We start from the raw sequence: 22,440 nt of genomic DNA, 5'->3' as shown, positions 1-22,440 counted from the left end.
GTGGTTTTATTATTTTTCATCAATTAAAGTTTGGATTTGTTTTATCTTCCTACGCGAAACATAGCATTGTTCTCCATTAAAGAATTTAATTGTTAAATTACTTTTATCTAGTTCTACAGCATTATCAATATTTGCTACAAAGGATTTATGAGTTCGGATAAGCTTAGGATTTTTTCCTTCAATATCACTAAGTTTTGCGTAGAATTCAATCCTTTTTTTACTAGTTATTAAAATAAGCTTATGTGGCTGTGAAGATGTTTCAAAATAAAGTACCTCATCTAAAGGGACACGTATGTCCTTAAACTTAGTATTTATCACAAGCATTTCTCGCTCATCTTTCTTATTTTTTTGTTCAACAAACTGAATGACTTCTTTAATTTGCTTATCAAAATTAACGTTATCTAAGTCCTTTGCGATGAAGTCTAAGGCAGAAACCTTATAAGAAAATGTAAGAGCAGCAAATTCTGAATGAGTGGTTACAAAAACAATGGTTCCCTTCTCATCTATTCCCCTAATAATTTGCGCAACTTCCAACCCTTTCTTATCCTCATCCTTAATCTGAATATCAAGAAAGTAAAGATTTTCTTCAGAAGAATTTTTAATTAAATCTATTAATTGCCTTGGATTCTCCGTGGAAGCTACAATATGTAGATTATATCCCTTCTCTATCTTTAAGTATTCAAGTAGGTTTTCTAATCTATTACGCTGAAAAACGTCATCTTCAAGTATAAAAATATTCATTAAATTTCATCTCCAATTGAAATTATTTGCGTAAAGTAGTGGTTATCAATTTCGGTATCAATTGAAGTGTTATCATATAAATTGATAATTTGACGTACATTGAAAAGACCAGTTCCTCGCCCTTCACCCTTTGAAGAATACCCTTCTTCAAAAATTCTACTAATAGCAATGTTTTTAACATTCCAAGAATTTTGCACTACCATGACTATCTCATGTTCTTCTTCTATTAGAGCAAAATTCAGCTTGGGATTTACAGTCGTCACAGCCTCCTCAATTGCATTATCTAGAATAATGGATGTCAGACGAACAAAATCTAAAATATCCATATCAATTTTTTCAATATACTTTTTAATCTCTATTGAAACCTCTATATGCTTTTGCCTGGCTTCAGTTAGCTTCCAAAACAAAATACTCTTAACAGCCGGATCTCCTACATTAGCCAGCTCAGCAATATTTATAGTCCTACCCGTCAGTTTTAGATTGGCTGAATTCAAAATTTCTTCATAAGTCTCTTGAACCTGACAGATATCACCTGAATCAACACTCTGCTTAAGACTGATAAGCATATTACTATAGTCATGCTTAAAACCACGAATAGTCTGATACATCCCTTCAACCTCATTTATATAAAGATTGAGGTTATGATATTGTGTTTCTCTAGTCTCATCAATCTGCATCCTCCAGTAATCTTTAATCCTATTTCCTATAAATGCTAAAATCGCAAAGAAACCAAAGATTTCTAAGAACAAAATATACTTGGTATATTCCGACGCAGTACTTGACTTTCTCAAAATAATTTCATAATAAGAAAGAAAAATAATCAGTAAATAAAAGATTGAAAGAATTATATTAACTGGAAGAAGTAAATTCTTCTTAATAAAAGGACAGTTAGTATCCACTTGATCAAAGTCAATACGAGAGATTTTAAGTATTACGTAGTGGATAAATATCGGGACTAATGAAGTAACCGAGTCCATTAACATAAAATGCTTGTCATAGAAATTCCCCATACCAAATTCATAGAGGATTGCATCTGAAAAGTTGGTTAACAACACTGAGGCAAAAGCTGTATAAATTGCATAAAAGTAAGCTAAAGATTTTTGTTTAACTCCTTCCATACAGTAAGCATACATACCAAAAAAAGGAATTATATCAAAAATACTAAAAGCATCTAAAAAATAAGTAGTAGCCAAAAAATAAGCAACCGAAATTACCACAAATAGTGGTTTAATCTTTATTTTCGAAATCTGATAAAAAATTGACCAATATAAGATAACTTGAGTAACTACGGATAAAACAAACATAGGCAATCCTTTCTTTCCTAACATTATAACATGTAGAAGAGATTTTAACCCATGAATATCTTATTTAATATTTAAACAAATATTTGATATCCATCAATTTAGCTTTATGACAACAAAAAAGACATACTCCCCAGCATGCCTCTACCCAAATTCTATCCCTATGATTACAATAGACTTTGACTATGCAACTCATATGCATCAGGCCATGATACACACGAGAATTTATTAAAATATCCAGTAATATTTCCCCTTATCACCTTGTGATTATTTTACATCTTATTCTTTTATAAGTACATAGAAATTTCATGAATGGTAAGAAAAACGTCATAAACGGTCAAAATCTATGTAAATTTAATAACAGTTGGATATTTAATTGTAGTTTCATAATAAATAATTGAAAAGTCAATTACTTGGAATAAAGATATTTCCCAGAGTAGCTGCCATTATCGCTTTTATGGAATGCATTCTATTTTCTGCTTGTTCAAACTGTCTGGCATATGAACTTCTAAACACTTCATCAGTAACCTCCATTTCACCAATACCAAACTGCTCAAATATTTTTTTGCCATAGCTAGTTTCAGTGTCATGAAATGCAGGTAAGCAATGAAGAAAGACTAAATTTTTATTTTGTGCTTTTTGAATCATATCCATATTTACTTGATAAGGCAAAAGTTTTTTCACCCTATCCTCAAACTCACCTTCTTCTCCCATAGAAACCCAAACATCTGTATAAATAACATCAGCACCCTCAACCCCTTGATCAATATCTGATGTAATTAATATTTTTGCCCCCGAACCCTTAGCAAACTCTCTTGCTATATTTACAATATCTGTATCAGGCTGTAACTCTTCAGGAGCAACAATATTAATATTTACTCCTAAAATACTAGCCGTTACTAACAGCGAATTTGCCATGTTGTTACGTCCATCACCAATATATGAAAGATTAACACCCTCTAAATGACCGAAGTTTTCCTGAATGGTCATGAAATCAGCAATCATCTGTGTAGGATGCCACTCGTTAGTTAAGCCGTTCCAAACAGGAACACCTGAATACTTGGCTAAGTCCTCTACTGCCTGCTGGCTAGACCCACGGTACTCAATACCGTCAAACATACTACCAAGCACGATAGCAGTATCCTCAACCGATTCTTTCTTTCCTAACTGTATATCGTTAGCTCCCAAAAACTCTGGATGGGCACCCAAATCAAGAGCAGCCACCGTAAAAGCCGAACGAGTTCTAGTTGATGTCTTTTCAAAAAGAAGAGCAATATTTTTACCCTCTAAATAACGATGAGGAACGCCTAACTTTTTTAATTTTTTCAAATGAATAGCAAAATTTATCAAGAACTCTAATTCTTGCTTACTAAAATCCTTCTCCGCTAAAAAACTCTTACCTTGAAATTCCATATATCATCTCCTCACTCTAAAAGGCGCCAATTTCAGTACCCTTACTGCTAATACAATTATTAATAAATACTGCCCCTACTCCGGCCTTAAGCGCCTTCTTGGCACTCTCAATCTTAGGAAGCATACCACCTGTAACTATCTTTTTGTCTTTAAGTTCATCAATCTCTTCAGTAGGAATTTTTTTCATCCATATATTTTCCTTCTTAATTCCTGGGACATCGGTCAAAAGATAAAGCTCGTCTGCCTGAAGTTGGCTTGCAACTTGTGCAGCCACATCATCAGCATTGATATTAAGCCATTGACCATCTTCTGTCATACCCAAAGGAGCAATAATTGGGACTTGCCCAATCTCCATTAAATTTTCTAGAAGATAAATATTAATTTTATCCACTTGACCAACATAACCGAACTTATGAAAATCTATAATATGACCTTCAATTAATCTATCAGAGGCAGCATTTAATCCTAGGGCAGAAATATGTTCTGCCTGAAAACGACCTGTCAACATGGGTTGAACTTGTCCAAGCAAAGCCAAGCGTGCAATATCAAGAGCCACTTGATTGGTTACGCGTAGACCATTTTTCTTTTCTACTGGAACATTCATTTTTTCCATCATCTGCGAAATATAGTTACCTCCGCCATGAACAATGGCAATATTATGACCTTGAGCTTGCCAAAATTTAATTTGTTGGAAAAACTCAAAATCTAAATTATCTGAAGCAACTCCACCCATCTTTACAACTATCGTTTTCATTTTTCTTCTCCTTTAAACTCTAACTAGGTATGATAAAGAGCATTTATCTTTACATAGTCATAGGTCAAATCACAGCCCCATGCTTTGCCGGTGTGTCTTCCACTTCCTACTTGAACGGCTATTTTAATCTCATCAACAACTAAAGCTTTTTTCATTTTTTTATGATCAAAATCTATTGGTTGTCCATTTTTAAAAACTGGAATTCCTGCCAATTCTATATTTACATCTTCTGGGTTAAAACTTATTCCACTATAACCGAGACTACATAATATCCTTCCCCAGTTAGGATCATGACCAAAGATTGCTGATTTCACGAGCATAGAACCAACAACGGATTTAGCTAACATTCTTGCATCTTGACTACTATTTGCTCCTTCAACTGCAACCTCAATTAGTTTAGTTGCACCTTCACCATCACGCGCAATTTCTTTGGCTAAAAAAGTTAATACAAATTTAAAAAGATCTTTGACCAATTGATAATCTGTACTTTCTTTAACTATCGGATTATTTTTTGCTAGTCCATTTGCCATAATCAAGACCGTATCGTTAGTAGATGTATCCCCATCAACTGTAATTTGATTGAAGGTAACCTCAGTTAATTCTGATAAGATTTCCTGTAAAAGAGCTGAATCTATATTAATATCAGTTGTCACAAATCCAAGCATAGTCGCCATATTAGGATGTATCATCCCAGATCCCTTACTACAAGCCGAGATAACTACCTCCTTCCCTCCGATAGTATCAGCTATAGTAATCATCTTTTCTTTAGTATCGGTTGTCAAAATAGCCTTCTCAAAGCCGTGAACATTTTCTGGATTCTTAGATAAATCACATATTCCTTGTTCAATTTTATCCATGGGTAAGGCTTGACCAATGATTCCTGTTGAAGCAACAGCTACCAGACTAGAATCAATTTCAAGTTTTTCTGCAACTAATTTTTGCATTGAAAGTGCATCCTCAAAGCCCTGTTTACCAGTACAAGCATTAGCATTTCCAGAGTTTGCAATTATAGCCTGTATCTTTCCATTTTTTATAACTTCCTTATCAAGAATTACTGGTGCTGCCTTTACTTGATTTGTTGTAAAAACTCCCGCAACACTCGCTGGAACTTCTGAGTAAATCCAGGCAATATCCAATTTCTTTTTCTTGATTCCACAATGTAAACCCAAGGCATGAAATCCTTTTGGACTTGCCATGCTACCATCTATTATTTCCATATATAATTCCTCTTATAACTTTTAAGGGAAACTAGGAATATCCTCCAATCCTAGTTTCTCATCAATTCCAGCCCACAAATTATAGTTTTGTATAGCTTGTCCTGCTGCTCCTTTAACTAGGTTATCAATTACGGCAACAACCGTAACCACTCCCGTATCATTATTGAGAGATAGTCCAATATCACAATAATTACTAGCAGTAACCTGTCTAAGTTCTGGAAGTTTACCTTTTTCTTGTAAACGTACAAAATATTTTTCAGCATAAATATTTTCAAAAGCTTGCTGTAAATCTGACTCTGCAACACCTTTTTTTACCTTGGCGTAGGCTGTAATGAAAATTCCTCGTTTTACAGGAATTAAACTCGTTGTAAAGTGTAAAGCCTGTAAATCATTATCCCAATTTTTTAAGTACTGAATAATTTCAGGAATATGCTGATGCTCATGAACCTTATAAAGGGTCATATTTTCACTAGCCGTTACATAATGACTGGTATCTGTTAGTTTCTTACCAGCCCCTGAAAGACCCGACTTACCATCAACAATGATTGAACTTAAATCAATTAACTTTTCCTTTACCAAAGGTATTAGAGCTAAAATTGTTGCAGTCGCATAGCAACCAGGATTACTAATATAAGAACTATTCTTTATACTTTTCTTCTCCAAATGAGCCAAGTCAGCTACTTGGTAGTTAACCTTACCCAAATAATCTTTATGACTTGCAGAAGACTTATACCATTTTTCATATTCAGATGCGTCTTTCAATCGATAATCACCAGATAAATCTATTACAGGAAAATTTGCATCTAAGAAAATCTGAGCCTGATCCTTTGAAACCCCTGAAGGTGTAGCAAAGAAAACTAAATCATTGTCAGCCATTATTTCTTTGGCATCAAATTCCTTTATTAATTGATTATCCTTAACCAATTTTTTTAAATAAGGATAAACATCGTCCAAATTTTGTTCAGCATAAGAGTGGCTATATAAGCCACCAATTTCAAGAAATGGATGTTTATTCATCAGTCGCAAAAGCTCAAGTCCCGTATATCCTGTTATTCCAATAATTGCTGCCCTCATAACTACCTCCATTTCATTTATTATTTAAAATATATATTCTTAGCTTCTGCCAAGATTATTCTAAAACTTCCTTTAATGAACTAAGACCTTCTTCAAGTTCTTTCTGAATTATTGTTAAAGGAGGAAGTAAGCGCAAAGTATTTTGACCAGCTCGAAGAGCTAAAATCCCTTTTCCTTCTAAATCACTAAGTATTTTTTCTACAGGAAATTCTTTCTTCAGTTCGATTCCAATCATTAAACCTAATCCCCTGATTTGACTGATTTTAGCTGAATCTAGATTTTTTACCTCTTCAAATATAAAATTACTTTTTTCTTTAACCTGATCTAAAATCGATGTATTTTCAAAGATATCTAAAACCTGACTGGCCACTGCCATCGCAAGCTTATTACCACCAAAAGTTGAACCATGGGTCCCAGGAGTAAATGCACTTCCTAACTCTTTTTTACCTAGCATTGCACCTGCTGGGATTCCATTAGCAAGCCCCTTAGCAACTGTATAAATGTCTGGTTCAATATCATACTGTTCAAAGACAAAAGTTGAACCAGTCCGTCCAATACCTGTCTGTACCTCGTCTATAACTAACAGAACTCCGTTGTCTTTACAAACCTTGCTAAGATTTTGAATCCATTTATAGTCAGCAAGTATAACTCCACCTTCACCCTGAACGAGCTCTAACATAACGGCTGCAGTATCACTAGTAATAGCTTCTATAGACTTTGGATCGTTATAAGTCATATAGGTAAAGCCTTCTAGTAAGGGGCCGAATCCATCGTGTATTGAAGACTGACCTGTTGCTGTCATACTTGCGTAAGTTCTACCATGAAAGGAATTATTAAATGTTATAATTTCAGTTTTTCCTGTATATTTACGCACTAATTTTATGGCAGCTTCATTTGCTTCTGTTCCACTGTTACAAAAGAAAGCTAGATATTTCTGTTTGTATGATAGCTTCTGTGCAACTTCTTCTTGAAGACTACTTACATATAAATTAGGCATATGCCATATTAAGTCAGATTGTTCAATCAAGGCATTCTCAAGTTTAGGATTACGATATCCAAGATTGCATACGCCAATACCACTAGTTAAATCTAAATATTTTTCACCTAAACTATCTACTACATAAGAACCTTTTGCTGACATAATTTCAAAAGGTTTCTTTGAGTAATTAGAAAACAAATAAGTTCCCATATATTCACCTCATATTTTATTTTATGTATAAATATACAATATTTATGTATTTTTATCAAGTTATTTTTGAATATTTATTAATTTTTTGCATAAATAAAAGAACCTTATCAAAAATAAGGTTCTTTTTAAATAATATATGTGTTAATTAACTAGAAACAACTTGTGGTACAACCTTCTCAAGAGCATTTCTCAGTGGGAAGTATAAAACTGCCACAACTAATATAGTTACACTAACATTTATTAAAGTTGCTGGCAGTTTAGCGACAGCTAAGCCAGCTGCAGCACCTGTGCCTTGACCAAGATAAAGTTGAGTAACAAAGTTTTTCAAAAATGTCATCCCGACCTTTGCAATACCTGTCACAATACCTATAATTACTAATTGACCAACGTTTGTTGGATTCTTTTTGAAATATAAGAAAGCTAAGTATGCAGCTCCACCAACAATAAATGCTTCTAAAATAAAATATGGTGCTTCACTTGCGTACCCATTTAAAATATCAAATATGGCAAAACCTAATCCTCCTGCAAGCGACCCTTTGACATATCCTAAAAGTAATACTGACAATAGTAATACTGAATTTCCCAAATGTACAAAAGCTCCTGTAGGCATTGGAATCTTAATTGTTGTCGCTACTGCAGTCAAGGCTGCAAAAAGTGCCACTAAAACTATATCTTGAATCCTTCTATCTCTCATTAAATTTTTCTCCTATAATCTATCTTCTGCCTTATTGTATGCACCATGCCATACGTGTCCGACATACTTGTTAATTCTTACGCCATTTTTAATTCCTGCAGCCACAAAATCTTTTGCTAGTTTAGCAGATTCAAGTGGACTTAAATCTTTTGCAACTCCAGCGGTGATTGCTGCAGCGAAGGTACAACCTGCCCCATGGTTAAAGTCTGTCTTGTAAAGTTCATTTTCTAGCTCAAAGAAATCTTGACCATCATAGAAAACATCAAGTGCCTTATCAATTCCTAAACGATGTCCACCCTTAACAACAACATTTTTAGCACCTAAATCTGAAATTATTTTCGCAGCCTCTTTCATACCTTCAACACTTGTAATATCTCCTAGACCAGACAAGATTCCTGCCTCTATAAGGTTAGGAGTAGTTACATAAGCATTGAGAATCAAGAACTTTTTCAATCCTTCTACACTCTTAGGTTGTAAAATCTGAGCCGTACCCTTACATGCAATAACTGGGTCAATGACGGCTTTTTCAATATCGTATTCTTTAATAAACTGACTAGCAAGCTCAATATTATCTTCACTTGCCATCATACCCGTTTTAAGGGCATCAATTCCTTCTCCTGCAAAAACTGAAACTAATTGTTTCCTTAATAAATCAACACCAAGGTCTGTAACTTCATGACTCCAACCTTGTTCAGGATCCATTGTAACAACGGAAGTAATTGAAGAAAATCCAAATACTCCATATTCTTCAAATGTCTTTAAATCAGCCTGTAGACCAGCTCCACCAGTTGAATCAGAACCAGCGATTGTTAACACTTTTTTCATATAATCATCTCCTAGACTTTTTTCTAAAGTATATAGAAAGTTTAGCTTGACTAAAAGAGCCAATTGGCTTATATTTATACCATCCAATTTTCGAAAGGAAAAATAATGTGGCAAGTTGATAAAAATAAAAATGAACCCTTTTACAGGCAAGTAATTAATCATATTATCCAAGAGATTGAAAGTGGTAACCTTCTTGCAGGCGATAAGCTGTCACCAGAGCGTAAACTGGCAGAGGAGTACAATGTCAATCGCTCAACAATTGTCCACGCGCTTGATGAACTTGTAAGCCTTGGTTGGATTACAAGACGACAAGGAAGCGGCACAGAAGTAGCAAGCGGCCCTCTACTTAATCGTCAAACACCAAAAGCCAATTGGCAACAGCTATGGACTAGCCCCTTTCTCAAGGAAGATCCCTACATCCAAAAACTAAAAGAGATTCAGTCTAATTCAGATTGTATTGACCTCTATACAGGAGAGCTACCCAAAGAAATAATACCTGATTTTCAGTTTCCTGCAATATCATGGGATAAAGTCATGCAAGAAAAAGAAAAAAGAGATATTACAGGCTATATCCCCTTAAAAAACGTAATTAGTAAAAATTTAGAAAACACACTTCATATCAATATGTCGACCCAAGATTTACTAATCACATCTGGTTCAACCCAAGGAATTTCCCTCCTCATGCGTACACTTCTTGAAAGCGGAGATATGCTTGCTACCGAAGATCCGTCATTTCTAGCCAACCTTCCATTATTTGCTTCACTTGGCATTCGCCTAATAGAAATTCCTCAAGATAATGAAGGAATAATACCTAAAGAACTTGAATGGGTTCTCATCAATCGAAAGATTAAACTCCTTTATCTCAACCCAAGCTATCAAAACCCAACAGGACTCACTATGCCCCTAAGTCGTCGCAAGGAAATAATTGAAATCTGTAGCAAATATCAAGTTCCCATTATCGAAGACGATGTTTTCTCAGAGCTCGCCTTCCATAAAAGTCCAACAACACTCAAGGAACTCTCCCCACAAACTGTTATCTATCTTGGTTCCCTTTCAAAAATATTTGGTTCAACCATCAAAATTGGCTGGCTCTTAGCACCAAAAAACATTATCCACAACCTCGCTAGTGCCAAAAAAAGAATGGATAGCCAGACAGAAATCTTCCCCCAACTTTTAGCCACTACAGCCTTAACCCAGCCAGACTATCAAAGTAAACAGAAGAAACTCTTATCCCAACTTACCAAAAAAAGTACCGCCTTTGAAAAAGAAGCTAGTATGTTCAGCAATGATTGGAAATTCCAGTCCATTGAAGGTGGGCTCTACTATTGGATGACATACCTTGGCAAACCACTCAAAATTAAAGATTGGGACCTCTTTCTTCAAGAAAAAGTATTAATTGCCCCCTCATTCTTATTCAGTTCCAACTGCCAGTCTTTCAGACTGAATTATACCCGACTGACAGAAAATAATATCCAAGAATTCTTTAAAGTATTGGAAAAAATTACAGAAGAATTAAAAAAAAGACATTGATTGAGTCATAATCAGTGTCTTTTTATAGTTGATTAAAATAGAAATAAGACAAGGCGACGAATTGATGATAGAACTAGCGTTCATCGAGATGAGTCAACGATGTATTAATCTATTTTTAAGTGACTATAGTTGATTAAAATATAGTATATAGGTTGCAACTCTGTATACTGACCTCTTTTTAAGTAATCATAAAATGCAAAGTTACTTTTGCTCCTTGTATCTTACCTTCTTTATAAGCATTCCCTAAAATCAAATTCCCATTACCTGTCTTCACAATATCATTTACAATATATAAGCCAAGTCCATGTTCTGTACCATCATTTGATTTACTTGTAAAATATTTATCAGTATAATATTGAAGTTTTTCTTTGTCAAATCCTTCTCCTTGGTCAATTACCTCTATTTTATATCCCAATTCATCGGAAACATATGAGATGAAAATATCACTACTTTTTTGTGAATTCTCGATGGAATTCATAATAATATTTTCAAGGGCACGTTCAATACCTTCCTTATCAATCAAAAGCTTATAATTGGTATCTTTATTCAAGACTTTTAGATTTCTATTATTAGTTTGGCATATGCTCACTAGATTATTATTCCAGTAGTCAATTACATCCTTAGAGATAAATTCCTTTTTCCCAACTGAATTAATCTCTTTTGAGAGGTTTGAAAGTTTACTTACATATGCTTCAAGCCTCTCAACACCATTTTGTACATCTTCTATGAGTTCGTTATCACAATTTTTCGCCTCTTCTTCTAATAGCTCCAAATTTCCTTTAATTAAAGTTATAGGAGTCCTTATATCATGGGTTACAGATTGTATTAGCTCCTTTTCCTTATCCTGCATAGACCATTGTAATTCTAACGACTTCTTCAATTCCTCACTCATTGAATCAAGAGAGAATAATAGTTCGCTCACTTCTTTATACTTACTATTTTCTCTTGGATAATCTAACCTCATTTGCTTAATATATGAATTTGTCTTTGATACTTTAATGAGCTCCCTACTAATGATTACAGAAGTACGTCTTACTAATAATAAAAAACCTATAATCCAAGTTACTAAAAATATTAAACAGTATGCTCCTTCAAAGTTAGGAATAAATTGATATAGTTTTTTGGAAGTAAAAATCGGACTAAAACGAAAACTAACCGTTAACTCTTTATCACCATTTTTGAGATAAACAAATTTTCTGTTGGCAAACAAGGCAGAATTCATCGCACTGCCATCTTTTTTAGCCTCTTTAATATAAGAATCATATTTACTATCAATGGTTTGTATAATTTTGTTACCATCAACTAATCTATAGTCATAGAAATAGGGAATATCTTCTATATTCCAATCTTTATTATTAAAATTTTTTTCGACTGTAGGAAGTTGCTCTGACAAATACGATGCTGGATAAATAATATTTTTAATAACTAAAAAATTTAAAAGAAAAGCAAACAAAATAAGACTAAAGACTGTGTAAAGTAATTCAATAATCGAATACCTTAATATCAAACGACCTATACTTTTTTGGTTCCCCATTTATAACCTACTCCCCAAACCGTTTCAATAGGACTAATTCCATAGTCTTCAAACTTGTTCCTTATCTTTTTAATCCTCTCCGTTATAGATGTTTTACTATCTCCCAAAGCAGCATATCCATATACTGAGGTATAAATCTTCTCCTTTGAGAAAACTTGCCCCTTATTCTTTAAAAGTAATTCACAAATTTTATACTCAGACGAAGTAAGATTAACTGGAACATTATCAAAATAGAAAATCTTAGAAAGTAAATCACAAGAAATCTTTTGATCGACTAAACATCTATGTTTTTCACGTTTTTCTCTTCTAATATGAGCAGCAACCCTTGCTCTTAATTCACCAATAGAAAATGGTTTTGTTATATAGTCGTCTGCACCTATTGCAAATCCCTCAATTTTATCTTCCTCAAAATCCCTCGCTGTTAAAAGCAAAATCGGAACATCAATTAACCCTCTATTTTGCCGTAAAAAGTCAAAACCAGAAATCTGAGGCATCATCACATCAAGTAAAATTAGATCATAATCTTTAATCTTATTAATATCAATTTTTTCTGCATCTATTTCGGTGGTTACCTCATAATCCTTTTTTAAGCTATTGGAAATTAATTTCAATAAATCTATATCATCATCTATAACTAGAATTTTCATCTTATTCCTCCAATTGCGTCTGTCCACTCCATCTATTATACCAAAAGATGAAAATTATCATCAAGAATGCTGTGAAAACAAGGCTTAATAAAAGATAAAAATAAATATTTACATCACTAATACTATTTCCATAAATAGAATTTATTTTTATCCCCCACACGAAAGGAAGCCATTTCCAAAATAATTCTCCCAAATTTGTAGTACCCAAAAGGATTGATGATAGGCTAATAAATGAACCTAATAAAATACTACCAACATAGTTAAACCTGAGTGTCATAAATTGATAAATTATTATCATCGGAAAACTTGTTAAATAAAAAATAAAGAAATAATTTACTAATTGAATAGAATTAAAATCTATATCTAAAAATAAATTTCCACCCATAATAAATATGATAACTGCAAAAATTTCTATGATAGCTAATAGAATGATTATCAGTATAAAGCGACCAATGAATAAATTAGAGCGACTTCTACCTATTCTTAGTTCATTGGCATAAGAGCAAGCCTCCCTATCAGGTTCATAAATCATTGGAATAAAGAAACTAAGAGAAAAAGTTGCAACTATTGTGAATAGTAGAAAGAATACATTAAGCTCAATACCTTTAGCATAAGTACTTTCCTTACAATATAACAGTAATAAAAGGGAAAAAAGTAAAGGACATACTAATAAGATAATACTAACAGGTGTCCTAAGAGTTTTATACCATTGTGCCTTAATTATTTTATACATTATCTCTCCTTGAATCAATCAAATACTGAAAAATAAGGCAAGCAAGCCAAACCATTAAACTAACTACTGTACCCAGATAAAGAACACTTGAATTAAAAAGGTAAGAATCATTTTCTAAAAAAAGACCATTCGGATAAATACCAAGAATTGGACACAGCATCCTCAGGCTATAGCTCCAAGGATATAACCACCAATAATTTTCAGTAGCTATAGGAGCACCCAAAATAGTTAGAATAAAATTCAAAATAATAATTATCGGACCCTTTAGATAATTAGTGGATAAAAATGATATACCAATAATTGGTAAACTTCCAATAAATAAGTAAAAGCTTGCTAAAATAATTTGCTTTGTAGGTATAGTTTCTCCTAAAAGAAAAGTACCTAAACAATATACAATTATCGAAGTAATAATAATCATAATCGCCAGTTCAAAAACAACCACGAGATTTTTAGAAACTGTTTGCTTGTTATAATCTAAACCCAGACTTTTAAATTTAATCTTATTAGTTTCTTTTTCTTTTTTTGTAATATTCACCACTAGTAACGAAATCACCGTCGGTAAAATAATTAGTGGATACCAATTGAAGGCTGTCGCCATAATATAACTTTGTCCCACCGGATTTATTCCCATAATCCTAACCATTAGTAAATTAAAAATTGTAAAAATAATAGGTACCAATAAAAGAAGCTTTGCATTCGCTGAACGTTTTTCTTTTAACCACTCGGATTTTAAAATCTTTAACATCAAATCCTTCCTCCACCAACTATATCCATAAATAGTGATTCCAAATCAGTACTATCCTTATCATTTAAGCCCTCGTAACATAAGTATCCATTATGAATAATTCCAATCTTATCTGCTACATGTTGAACCTCGCTCAGAATATGACTAGATAAAATAATTGTAATTCCTTTCTGTGCTAATGAAATCATCAACTCACGCAATTCTAAAATCCCCACTGGGTCAAGCCCATTAGTTGGCTCATCTAAAATAAGTAACTTAGGATTATTTATCAAAGCCATAGCTATACCGAGCCTCTGCTTCATACCAAGTGAAAACTGTTTAGCTAACTTATCTCCCGTATCCTCTAAGGAAACAATTTTAAGAATATCATCAATACGACTTTTATTAATATCAAGCAACAGGGTCATAACCAATAAATTCTCACGCGCAGTTAGGTTTGGATAAATTGCAGGACTCTCTATAATAGCTCCCATATCTGTCAAATCCGACTTCGACCACTTCTTCCCACCATAAAACATTTGACCACCATTTGAACGAATCACCCCAGTAATAATCTTCAAAAGAGTTGACTTTCCTGCACCGTTCGGCCCCAACAATCCATAAATTTGCCCCTCCTCAACAGTCAAAGACACATCTCTCAACACAACTTGATTCTTATATTCCTTACTGATATTCTCTAATCTTAATAATTCCATATCCTTACCCTCCATTCTTTATAAACGAATTATATAAAGGAAAAATAACTAAATTATAATCAAAAGAAAATATTTTTAAAAATCTTAATTCCATAAGAACAAAAGTCAAAAATACTTTTATATTCATAAAATAAAAGAGACAATGTCTTAAACATCATCTCTTATTTATAATTTAATTTTGAAACTCTACACTTTCAAAGGATTCAACTGCATCTTTCCCAACATTATAAACCAACTTAAAAACATGAGGTTGTTGCATTTCTTTCCACTCATCATAACCAAATTCACCATTTGTTAATTGGTTAAAAAGAATTTCTAAGGAAGTGCCGTGTCCAGAAAGTATATAATTACCTTCTGACTTGGAATTTATTCCCTTAAATGCTTCATACATACGTTTTTGGACTTCTTCCAGGGATTCACCATTATCTAATTTATAGGAAAAATCTGCCCATTGTTTGCTGGCATATTCTGAAAAGTTATCAATCCAAGCTCCAATTTCACGCTCTCTTAATTGATTGTCCTCAACCGAGATAATAGAAAGTAAATTAGCAGCTGGTGTGATTGTTTGAACTGTGCGTAGATATGGGCTAGTATAGATTTCTTTGATGTCTTTACCTATAAAATAGAGCTTCAGTTTTTCAGCTAGGTCTAATCCTTCTTCTGTTAAGCTCGCTCCAGCGTCCTCTTGCATTGAAGTATCTCTTATTGAATGTCTAACAAAATAGATTGCTTTTAAATTCTGTTCTTCCATTCTGGTTCCTCATACTTTTCGATGATTCTCTTCCAAACTCGTCTTTCACGTGCTCGATTAAATTTAGTCTGCCAAGAATCACTTTCAACTAGTTGTTTAACTAAGATGCTACGAACTCCTGCGCGGTGAGCTGCACGGATATCTGTCATTAACTGGTCACCAACCATTACTGCATTCTCAGGTTTTTCATTAAGTTGTTTTAATGCCATGTTAATTCCACGCGTAAAAGGTTTTAGAGCACGACTTACAAATGGTACATCAAATTTAGATACTGCTCGCTCCACACGACTATGAGTATTATTAGAAACAACAATAACTGTAATTCCTTCTCTCTTCATCTCTTCAAGCCATGCTCGAAGTTCTGGTGTTCCATCAGGATTATTCCAAGCTATTAGCGTATTATCTAAATCTACCATAACTGTAGAAATGTTATGTTTCTTCAAGCTCTCTGCATCTAGCTGGTAAACAGCTTCCAGTAAAAAGTCTGGCCTATAATTTTCAATATTCATATGCGTATTATACTATCAATTGAAATATCAGTAAATATATGGGCTCAAATATCCAATAAAAAACGATTTGTATTTATCAGTTTTACCTGATTAATACAAATCGCTTAATCTAAAGTTAATCAAATCTTATAGATCTTCGAAACCCTTTTTTATTTTATCAAAGAATCCTTCTTTCTGTGGATTTACATCTTCTCCACTTGCTTTCGCAAATTCTTCAAGAGCTTTTCTTTGTTCATCATTAAGTTTCTTAGGAGTTACGATATTAACAGTAACAGTTTGATCACCATTACTATTTCCATTCAACCTTGGAGCTCCTTTTCCTCTCAAACGGAATTTAGTACCTGTTTGAGTACCTGCAGGTATCTTCAATTTAACATTACCATGAACAGTTGGAACTTCTACTTCAGCACCCAATGTTGCTTGTATAAAACTTATTGGTAAGTCATAATAAACTTCACTGCCTTCCCTATGGAATTTCTTACTTTTCTTAACATTAAAGATTACATATAAGTCTCCATAAGGACCACCGTTAACTCCGGCATCACCTTGACCTGCTAAACGCATTTGTTGACCAGTTTCAACTCCAGCTGGAACTTTTACTTTAACAGTATGAACAACTTTTTCGCGTCCTTCTCCGTGACATGTTGGACATGGATCTTTAATTTCTTTACCAGTACCATGACAAACATCACATATTTGTGTTGACATAACTCGTCCAATTGGAGTTTCGCGTGCAACTTGAACTTGACCACTTCCTCCACATTTTGGACATGTAACTGCTTCGGTTCCTGGTTTTGCACCACTTCCATCACATGTGTGACAAATTTCTTCACGATTATATTTAATTTCTTTTTCTGCACCGAAAACAGCTTCTTCAAACGTTAAATTGATACGGTACTGCAGATCATCTCCTTGTCTTGGTGCTGTTGCACTCGCTTGAGAAGCGCCTCCTCCACCGAAGAAACTAGAGAAAATATCTTCAAATCCTCCGAAACCTCCACTAAAACCTCCACTAGAGAATCCATCAAAACCGTCAAAACCAGAGAATCCTCCAGCTCCGCCACCGCCGAAACCTCCATTAGCTCCGGCAAACCCATATTGATCGTATGCAGCACGTTTTTGAGGATCACTTAGGTTTTCGTAAGCCTCTTGAATTTCTTTATATTTATCTTCTGCATTATCATCCTTGTTAATGTCAGGATGATATTTTTTTGAAAGTTTACGGTATGCTTTTTTTAATTCATCATCACTAGCAGTTTTAGAAACTCCTAGTACATCATAATAATCTCGTTTTTCAGCCATATATATTACCTCTTTATACTATCACTTTATTATATTTATTCTTAATACATATATTTTACCATTTTTGACCATTAAAAGCAAAAAATTTAGCACTCAAACATATCAAGTGCTAATCATTTTTTTTATTTTTTTATTGGTATGTACTTATAGTTAGGATCTAAATCGTAATCTAAACTCTTAAATGCTTCATCAATTCTCTTAGTCACAATATCAATTCCCTCAGCATTAGCCCGTTTAATATCACTCATATCAATTGGATCACCAAAGTTCATCTTAACTTTTTTCCTCTTGAATAAATCTTTAAATGTCAGGGGACCTTGATAAACAGCAGGGATTATCCTAGCTTTAGATAGCTTAGCAATGGCTACAACTCCTCCCTTTAGCTCGTCAGAATGGCGTGTACCTGAAGGAAACATAATTAATGATTTATTGCCTTCCTTAAGTTCTTTGATCGGAATTTTGAGAGCACTTGGACCAGGATTTTCACGGTCTACAGGAAATGCTCCACATTTTTTTATCCACCAAGCAAAAATCTTATTTTTGAATAGTTCTTTCTTAGCCATAAAGATAAATTGTTTTGGTCTAGCAAGGAAAGCCAAATAAATTGGGTCCCAAAGAGTTCTATGCGGAGCAACTAAAATATAATTTTCTTCTTTATTTGGTAATTTATCTAAATTATGAACTTCTGGGCGTCCATTCACCACATAAAGTAAAAATGCTACTAAATTTCTTAAAAATGCGTAAAACATATGATATCTCCATCTTTCTAGTCAGCCTATTTTATAATATTTTTTATGTAAAAACAACGAATATGAAATTATTCAAGAAAATATTTTTTAGAAGTATTAATTTTTTGATCTGTACCCTTTAGAGATAGAATTTGATATAATAACTTCATGCCAAATCAAATTTTAAAAGAAGGTGAACGTATTGATCAGCTTCATTCTTCAGATGTAAAAATAATTCAAAATAAAGATGTGTTTAGTTACTCAGTAGATTCGGTTCTTCTAAGCAGATTTCCAAGAATCCCTAAAAAGAATGCTACTATTGTTGATATGTGTGCAGGAAATGGAGCAGTTGGACTATTTGCTAGTAAAAACACCCAAGCCAAAATTTATGAAATTGAGATACAGGACAGACTTGCTGATATGGCAAGCCGATCAGTTCAATTAAATAAATTAGAAGAGCAAGTTACGGTAATCAATGATGATTTAAAAAATTCACTAGAGTACCTAAAACCATCAAGTGTCGATTTACTCTTTTGTAACCCACCTTATTTCAAAGTAGATCTTGATTCAAATATCAATGAAAATGAACACTACACATTAGCTCGTCATGAAATTTCAACAAATCTAGATGAAATATTAACTGTTTCACAGAAATTATTAAAAAGTAATGGGCATCTTGCTATGGTCCACCGTCCAGATAGATTTTTTGAAATCATTGATAAGATGAGGGAGAGAAGATTAATACCTAAAAAAATTCAGTTCGTCTATCCTAAAGCTGGTGCGAACGCAAATATCCTACTAATTGATGCAATCAAAGATGGTAGACCTAGTGGTGAACAAATACTAGCGCCTCTGATATTACATGAATCAGATGGTAGTTATACGAAAGAAGTTTTCGAAATTTATTATGGAAAACAATAAATTAACAAATATAAAAGCTTATTTTTATGTGCTATTATGCAATGATGGGACTTTTTATGGAGGATATACTACAAATCTTAATAAACGTATAGAAACTCATAATAAAGGCCAAGGTGCTAAATATACCAAAGCAAGACTCCCAGTAAAGCTTTTATATTCGGAAGGATTTGAAGATAAAAATTCTGCATTAAAAAGAGAATACTGGTTTAAGAATAAACTCACTCGTAAGCAAAAGGAAGATTTCCTACTTGAACATGGAATAAATAAAAAAAACTTTACAAGACAGAGGTGATCACTGTTTAGTAAAGTTTTTATTTTTAGTAAAGTAATTCAAAAAGTTCAATCGCTACTAAGTCAATGCTATCAAAAGTTGCAAGTTCTTTAGTTTCAACATACTTAAGGGTAAATGTTTCAGTTTCTTTTTCAAAAGTTACTTCGGCAACAACTACACCTTCACGTTCAAAATTACGTGTTTCTTTTTCGCCTTCGCTTTCAGCCATAGCTGTTAGACGGCTAATAATTGCCACTAAATGTGATTTCATATCTTAAACCTCTTATTTATTAATTCTTATCTTTAGTAATTTTACCATAATAATTAAACAATATCAGCAAGATAGGTAAAAAATTGCTTATTTTTATGGCTTTTACGACTTTTTTATTAAAAAACTCTGAATTTTTACAATTCAGAGCTATCAATATCATCATTTTCTTCATCACCATATATTTTAAGTGACTTTCCAGCTTTCTTTGCCATTTTACTAAGTTGCTTTGGCGCTTTTGCAACTTCTTTTGCCATAGAAATTGGTGTCTTCAAAACTAATTCTGAAAATGATTCTTCCTTCGAGTTACGGCTATCATTATAATCATAAGATATAATAGTATCAATATAAAGTTGATATACTTGCTTCCCAAAATATTCAGATGAAATTTTGTATAACTTATCGTCAAGCAAGTCTTTTGTCATCTTTGGTGTGTCATTGACAGCAATAATAACTGCATCAGACAATTTCTCATCACTTTTGTATAGATATCCAAAAGCTGGATCACTCACTATACTCTCTAAATATGGATTATCAGTAGCTATTATTGGGGTTCCAGAGGCAATACTCTCAGTATAGGTCAAACCTTGTGTTTCACTCACAGACGCACTAATTGAAAAATCTGCGGCTCGATAGTATATTGGTGTCTCTGCAGCATCAATCATACCAGTAAACTGGACATAATCTTCCATTGATAAATCATTTACTAGCTCTTCTAGGCTTTGACGGTACGGACCATCGCCAGCAATTACTAACTTAGCTGGAATAGTTTTAACAATTTCTGGCATTGCAGAGATAACTTCTTGGATATTCTTCTCAGATGATATTCTAGATAAACTAAGAAGCATTTTTTCGTCATCACCGATACCAAGTTTACTTCTTAAATCAAAAACCATTTCGTCAGTAATATCTGGGCGATCATACTTAGTAACATCAATCCCGGTAGAAATTATTCTTTTTGGAATTTTGACACCATAACTATTTACAGTATCATAGACCATCTGACTAGGGCAAATAATATAATTAAGATTATGAAGAAACATTCTCATCATATATTTAATCATCCCAGGATGAATCAGATGCCCTTTGGCAATATAGTGGACATAATCTTCATACTTTGTATGCAAAGTATGAACAATAGGAATTTCAAGCTGAGAAGCAACAAATTTTCCTAAAAAACCAACACCAAACTCAGTCTGGATGTGTACAATTTCAATACCATATTTCTTCGCGATATTGTATGTACTAAAAAGTCCGCGCATAACGACTCTACGATCAGTAAATGAAATAAATGGAACACTCGGTAACCTTATAATTGTTGGATCATCATCATCTGTAGAGTGTGGGTCTGTAGTTGTGAACAGATAAACTTCATTGCCCATTTCTTCAAGCTGTTCTTTCAAAGTACAAATACTTGTTGCAACTCCACTAACTTGAGGAAAATATGTATCAGAAAAAATACCAATTTTCATAAATTAATTACCTGTTTATAAGCGTCTGCAAGTTCTTGTGCCACAATGTCAATTGACTTACTTTCAGCAACTTTATAACCTTCATCTTTTTTATTGATTTCCCCATCTAAAATACCTTGAATTCTCTCAGCGAACTCTTCATTATTCTTACCCTTAGAAACCTGAGTATCATCTAACCAATCTTCGAATACGGGAATATCACGTAGCACAACATTTTGACGCGAAGCAAGAGCTTCTAAAACAACAATACCTTCTGTCTCCTCATAACTTGGGAAAAAGAACACATCACTTCCAGTCATTGCTCCTTGGTAGATATCACCTTTTATATACCCAGGAAACTCTACATTTTTTGGATGATCACCATTAACAATTCGTCTCATTTCTTTAGGAATTGTATAGGGATCTGAATATCCAAACCAAATAAAACGAACATCAGGAAATTTCTCAGCGACTTTTACAAAATCATCAAGACCTTTTCGATGAAAGTATAAACCAGCACAAATAACAACTTTTTCATTGTCATTTATATTAAAATGTTGACGAAACTTTTCTTCCTTTGATTCATCTTTTACATATTTACTTAAATCAATTCCATTTGATATTGGTAAAATGGGACACTTAACACCATAACCTGATATTAGTGATTTAGAGTATTCAGTTGGAGTAACTACTAAATCTGCTTGTTTATATAAATAAGTTAAATATCTTCCAACCAAAGGTGCTAACGTATTCGAACCAATAAAAGAATTACGAAAGTCTTCTTTTGTTGAATGACCATGATAAATTAGTTTTTTTCCTTGTTTTTTTACTTTCTTCATTAAAAAAAAGCTTTTTGGCCCATAGGTATTAATATGAGCAATATCATAATTATCATTTGGATTAGTGGTATATTCAATTCCAATTAAATCTAATGCTCTCTCTTGATGTAATATTGCATTACCAATACCAGACTTATTTAAAAGTTTTTCTCCTTCGAGGTATAATAGAATTTTCATAATTACCCTTTCATTATATATAATTTTACAATAAATATGATAAAATACAAGTTTATAGAAACAAAAAAGAGCCCTCTCAGACTCCTAATAATTATCGGGAAGACAGGATTCGAACCTGCGACACCTTGGTC

Annotated in this window: 24 protein-coding genes; 3 read left to right on the top strand and 21 right to left on the bottom strand. The window is 33.3% G+C overall.

The window, feature by feature from the left end; genetic code table 11:
* Positions 1–9: 9 nt before the first annotated feature.
* The 9 genes from BG262_RS03415 to thiD all read right to left on the bottom strand — a co-directional run bounded on the left by BG262_RS03415 (position 10) and on the right by thiD (position 9,208).
* On the bottom strand, positions 10–741 hold the full coding sequence (locus BG262_RS03415; RefSeq protein WP_070787482.1) for a LytR/AlgR family response regulator transcription factor: 732 nt from the start codon (positions 739–741) through the stop codon (positions 10–12).
* The gene (locus BG262_RS03410; protein ID WP_083312884.1) at positions 741–2,069 is read right to left on the bottom strand and encodes a sensor histidine kinase; all 1,329 of its coding nucleotides are present in this window, start codon (positions 2,067–2,069) and stop codon (positions 741–743) included. Before BG262_RS03410 ends, BG262_RS03415 begins: the two co-directional genes overlap by 1 nt.
* Before the next feature lie 378 nt (positions 2,070–2,447).
* Positions 2,448–3,455 (bottom strand): ornithine carbamoyltransferase, encoded by a 1,008-nt coding sequence (gene argF / locus BG262_RS03405; RefSeq protein WP_070787480.1) that lies wholly within the window; start codon positions 3,453–3,455, stop codon positions 2,448–2,450.
* 16 nt (positions 3,456–3,471) lie between these two features.
* Positions 3,472–4,209 carry an acetylglutamate kinase gene (gene argB, locus BG262_RS03400; RefSeq protein ID WP_070787479.1) on the bottom strand — a complete coding sequence of 246 codons (738 nt, stop codon included), beginning with the start codon at positions 4,207–4,209 and terminating at the stop codon, positions 3,472–3,474.
* Positions 4,210–4,232: 23 nt separating this feature from the next.
* The gene (gene argJ, locus BG262_RS03395; protein WP_070787478.1) at positions 4,233–5,426 is read right to left on the bottom strand and encodes a bifunctional ornithine acetyltransferase/N-acetylglutamate synthase; all 1,194 of its coding nucleotides are present in this window, start codon (positions 5,424–5,426) and stop codon (positions 4,233–4,235) included.
* Positions 5,427–5,447: 21 nt separating this feature from the next.
* Entirely contained in the window at positions 5,448–6,500 is a 1,053-nt protein-coding gene (argC, locus tag BG262_RS03390) for an N-acetyl-gamma-glutamyl-phosphate reductase (protein ID WP_070787477.1), read from the bottom strand.
* A gap of 55 nt (positions 6,501–6,555) precedes the next feature.
* Positions 6,556–7,689 carry an acetylornithine transaminase gene (gene argD, locus BG262_RS03385; protein WP_070787476.1) on the bottom strand — a complete coding sequence of 378 codons (1,134 nt, stop codon included), beginning with the start codon at positions 7,687–7,689 and terminating at the stop codon, positions 6,556–6,558.
* A 145-nt stretch (positions 7,690–7,834) separates the two neighbouring features.
* The gene (locus BG262_RS03380) at positions 7,835–8,383 is read right to left on the bottom strand and encodes an ECF transporter S component (RefSeq protein ID WP_070787475.1); all 549 of its coding nucleotides are present in this window, start codon (positions 8,381–8,383) and stop codon (positions 7,835–7,837) included.
* Between the two features lie 12 nt (positions 8,384–8,395).
* Positions 8,396–9,208, bottom strand: coding sequence for a bifunctional hydroxymethylpyrimidine kinase/phosphomethylpyrimidine kinase (gene thiD / locus BG262_RS03375; protein WP_070787474.1), 813 nt, complete (start codon positions 9,206–9,208; stop codon positions 8,396–8,398).
* Between the two features lie 105 nt (positions 9,209–9,313).
* Between thiD and BG262_RS03370 the strand changes: the two genes are divergently transcribed.
* Positions 9,314–10,738, top strand: coding sequence for an aminotransferase-like domain-containing protein (locus BG262_RS03370; RefSeq protein ID WP_070787473.1), 1,425 nt, complete (start codon positions 9,314–9,316; stop codon positions 10,736–10,738).
* A gap of 178 nt (positions 10,739–10,916) precedes the next feature.
* Here the strand turns inward: BG262_RS03370 and BG262_RS03365 are convergent, their stop codons facing one another.
* The 9 genes from BG262_RS03365 to BG262_RS03325 form a co-directional block, all read right to left on the bottom strand.
* Positions 10,917–12,272: a sensor histidine kinase gene (locus BG262_RS03365; protein WP_070787472.1), complete on the bottom strand. Its 1,356-nt coding sequence runs from the start codon at positions 12,270–12,272 to the stop codon at positions 10,917–10,919.
* Positions 12,251–12,919 (bottom strand): response regulator transcription factor, encoded by a 669-nt coding sequence (locus BG262_RS03360; protein ID WP_070787471.1) that lies wholly within the window; start codon positions 12,917–12,919, stop codon positions 12,251–12,253. The genes BG262_RS03365 and BG262_RS03360 overlap by 22 nt, the downstream gene beginning before the upstream one ends.
* 1 nt (position 12,920) lies before the next feature.
* Complete coding sequence (locus tag BG262_RS03355) at positions 12,921–13,652, bottom strand: ABC-2 family transporter permease (RefSeq protein ID WP_070787470.1); 732 nt, start codon at positions 13,650–13,652, stop codon at positions 12,921–12,923.
* Complete coding sequence (locus tag BG262_RS03350; protein ID WP_070787469.1) at positions 13,645–14,397, bottom strand: lantibiotic immunity ABC transporter MutE/EpiE family permease subunit; 753 nt, start codon at positions 14,395–14,397, stop codon at positions 13,645–13,647. Before BG262_RS03350 ends, BG262_RS03355 begins: the two co-directional genes overlap by 8 nt.
* The gene (locus BG262_RS03345) at positions 14,397–15,092 is read right to left on the bottom strand and encodes a lantibiotic protection ABC transporter ATP-binding subunit (protein ID WP_070787468.1); all 696 of its coding nucleotides are present in this window, start codon (positions 15,090–15,092) and stop codon (positions 14,397–14,399) included. Before BG262_RS03345 ends, BG262_RS03350 begins: the two co-directional genes overlap by 1 nt.
* 172 nt (positions 15,093–15,264) lie before the next feature.
* Positions 15,265–15,843, bottom strand: coding sequence for a histidine phosphatase family protein (locus tag BG262_RS03340; RefSeq protein WP_070787467.1), 579 nt, complete (start codon positions 15,841–15,843; stop codon positions 15,265–15,267).
* Positions 15,825–16,352: a YqeG family HAD IIIA-type phosphatase gene (locus BG262_RS03335; RefSeq protein ID WP_070787466.1), complete on the bottom strand. Its 528-nt coding sequence runs from the start codon at positions 16,350–16,352 to the stop codon at positions 15,825–15,827. The genes BG262_RS03340 and BG262_RS03335 overlap by 19 nt, the downstream gene beginning before the upstream one ends.
* 126 nt (positions 16,353–16,478) lie before the next feature.
* Complete coding sequence (gene dnaJ / locus BG262_RS03330; protein ID WP_070787465.1) at positions 16,479–17,654, bottom strand: molecular chaperone DnaJ; 1,176 nt, start codon at positions 17,652–17,654, stop codon at positions 16,479–16,481.
* A 122-nt stretch (positions 17,655–17,776) separates the two neighbouring features.
* Positions 17,777–18,403, bottom strand: coding sequence for a lysophospholipid acyltransferase family protein (locus BG262_RS03325; protein ID WP_070787464.1), 627 nt, complete (start codon positions 18,401–18,403; stop codon positions 17,777–17,779).
* A gap of 147 nt (positions 18,404–18,550) precedes the next feature.
* On the opposite strand from BG262_RS03325, the gene BG262_RS03320 reads away from it, so the two are divergent.
* The gene (locus tag BG262_RS03320) at positions 18,551–19,303 is read left to right on the top strand and encodes a tRNA1(Val) (adenine(37)-N6)-methyltransferase (protein ID WP_070787463.1); all 753 of its coding nucleotides are present in this window, start codon (positions 18,551–18,553) and stop codon (positions 19,301–19,303) included.
* Positions 19,290–19,595: a GIY-YIG nuclease family protein gene (locus BG262_RS03315; RefSeq protein ID WP_070787462.1), complete on the top strand. Its 306-nt coding sequence runs from the start codon at positions 19,290–19,292 to the stop codon at positions 19,593–19,595. Before BG262_RS03320 ends, BG262_RS03315 begins: the two co-directional genes overlap by 14 nt.
* A 25-nt stretch (positions 19,596–19,620) precedes the next feature.
* On the opposite strand, the gene BG262_RS03310 is transcribed toward BG262_RS03315, so the two are convergent.
* From BG262_RS03310 to BG262_RS03300, 3 genes are all read right to left on the bottom strand, one after another.
* Positions 19,621–19,845 (bottom strand): YkuJ family protein, encoded by a 225-nt coding sequence (locus tag BG262_RS03310; RefSeq protein ID WP_070787461.1) that lies wholly within the window; start codon positions 19,843–19,845, stop codon positions 19,621–19,623.
* 134 nt (positions 19,846–19,979) lie between these two features.
* Positions 19,980–21,314, bottom strand: coding sequence for a glycosyltransferase family 4 protein (locus BG262_RS03305; RefSeq protein ID WP_070787460.1), 1,335 nt, complete (start codon positions 21,312–21,314; stop codon positions 19,980–19,982).
* Complete coding sequence (locus BG262_RS03300) at positions 21,311–22,309, bottom strand: LTA glycolipid anchor biosynthesis glycosyltransferase, IagA/BgsA family (protein ID WP_070787459.1); 999 nt, start codon at positions 22,307–22,309, stop codon at positions 21,311–21,313. The genes BG262_RS03305 and BG262_RS03300 overlap by 4 nt, the downstream gene beginning before the upstream one ends.
* Between the last annotated feature and the right edge of the window lie 131 nt (positions 22,310–22,440).

Origin of the sequence: Floricoccus penangensis (genome assembly GCF_001832885.1) — a bacterium.
GTDB lineage: Bacteria > Bacillota > Bacilli > Lactobacillales > Streptococcaceae > Floricoccus > Floricoccus penangensis.
The sequence above is the reverse complement of the archived record's forward strand: the minus strand, read 5'-3'. Positions and strand labels throughout refer to the sequence as shown.

What these genes read in the sequence shown, in the direction of transcription:
- BG262_RS03415 (WP_070787482.1), bottom strand. Translation starts at nt 741, where the DNA reads ATGAATATTTTTATACTTGAAGATGACGTTTTTCAGCGTAATAGATTA.
- BG262_RS03410 (WP_083312884.1), bottom strand. Translation starts at nt 2,069, where the DNA reads ATGTTAGGAAAGAAAGGATTGCCTATGTTTGTTTTATCCGTAGTTACT.
- argF (WP_070787480.1), bottom strand. Translation starts at nt 3,455, where the DNA reads ATGGAATTTCAAGGTAAGAGTTTTTTAGCGGAGAAGGATTTTAGTAAG.
- argB (WP_070787479.1), bottom strand. Translation starts at nt 4,209, where the DNA reads ATGAAAACGATAGTTGTAAAGATGGGTGGAGTTGCTTCAGATAATTTA.
- argJ (WP_070787478.1), bottom strand. Translation starts at nt 5,426, where the DNA reads ATGGAAATAATAGATGGTAGCATGGCAAGTCCAAAAGGATTTCATGCC.
- argC (WP_070787477.1), bottom strand. Translation starts at nt 6,500, where the DNA reads ATGAGGGCAGCAATTATTGGAATAACAGGATATACGGGACTTGAGCTT.
- argD (WP_070787476.1), bottom strand. Translation starts at nt 7,689, where the DNA reads ATGGGAACTTATTTGTTTTCTAATTACTCAAAGAAACCTTTTGAAATT.
- BG262_RS03380 (WP_070787475.1), bottom strand. Translation starts at nt 8,383, where the DNA reads ATGAGAGATAGAAGGATTCAAGATATAGTTTTAGTGGCACTTTTTGCA.
- thiD (WP_070787474.1), bottom strand. Translation starts at nt 9,208, where the DNA reads ATGAAAAAAGTGTTAACAATCGCTGGTTCTGATTCAACTGGTGGAGCT.
- BG262_RS03370 (WP_070787473.1), top strand. Translation starts at nt 9,314, where the DNA reads ATGTGGCAAGTTGATAAAAATAAAAATGAACCCTTTTACAGGCAAGTA.
- BG262_RS03365 (WP_070787472.1), bottom strand. Translation starts at nt 12,272, where the DNA reads ATGGGGAACCAAAAAAGTATAGGTCGTTTGATATTAAGGTATTCGATT.
- BG262_RS03360 (WP_070787471.1), bottom strand. Translation starts at nt 12,919, where the DNA reads ATGAAAATTCTAGTTATAGATGATGATATAGATTTATTGAAATTAATT.
- BG262_RS03355 (WP_070787470.1), bottom strand. Translation starts at nt 13,652, where the DNA reads ATGTATAAAATAATTAAGGCACAATGGTATAAAACTCTTAGGACACCT.
- BG262_RS03350 (WP_070787469.1), bottom strand. Translation starts at nt 14,397, where the DNA reads ATGTTAAAGATTTTAAAATCCGAGTGGTTAAAAGAAAAACGTTCAGCG.
- BG262_RS03345 (WP_070787468.1), bottom strand. Translation starts at nt 15,092, where the DNA reads ATGGAATTATTAAGATTAGAGAATATCAGTAAGGAATATAAGAATCAA.
- BG262_RS03340 (WP_070787467.1), bottom strand. Translation starts at nt 15,843, where the DNA reads ATGGAAGAACAGAATTTAAAAGCAATCTATTTTGTTAGACATTCAATA.
- BG262_RS03335 (WP_070787466.1), bottom strand. Translation starts at nt 16,352, where the DNA reads ATGAATATTGAAAATTATAGGCCAGACTTTTTACTGGAAGCTGTTTAC.
- dnaJ (WP_070787465.1), bottom strand. Translation starts at nt 17,654, where the DNA reads ATGGCTGAAAAACGAGATTATTATGATGTACTAGGAGTTTCTAAAACT.
- BG262_RS03325 (WP_070787464.1), bottom strand. Translation starts at nt 18,403, where the DNA reads ATGTTTTACGCATTTTTAAGAAATTTAGTAGCATTTTTACTTTATGTG.
- BG262_RS03320 (WP_070787463.1), top strand. Translation starts at nt 18,551, where the DNA reads ATGCCAAATCAAATTTTAAAAGAAGGTGAACGTATTGATCAGCTTCAT.
- BG262_RS03315 (WP_070787462.1), top strand. Translation starts at nt 19,290, where the DNA reads ATGGAAAACAATAAATTAACAAATATAAAAGCTTATTTTTATGTGCTA.
- BG262_RS03310 (WP_070787461.1), bottom strand. Translation starts at nt 19,845, where the DNA reads ATGAAATCACATTTAGTGGCAATTATTAGCCGTCTAACAGCTATGGCT.
- BG262_RS03305 (WP_070787460.1), bottom strand. Translation starts at nt 21,314, where the DNA reads ATGAAAATTGGTATTTTTTCTGATACATATTTTCCTCAAGTTAGTGGA.
- BG262_RS03300 (WP_070787459.1), bottom strand. Translation starts at nt 22,309, where the DNA reads ATGAAAATTCTATTATACCTCGAAGGAGAAAAACTTTTAAATAAGTCT.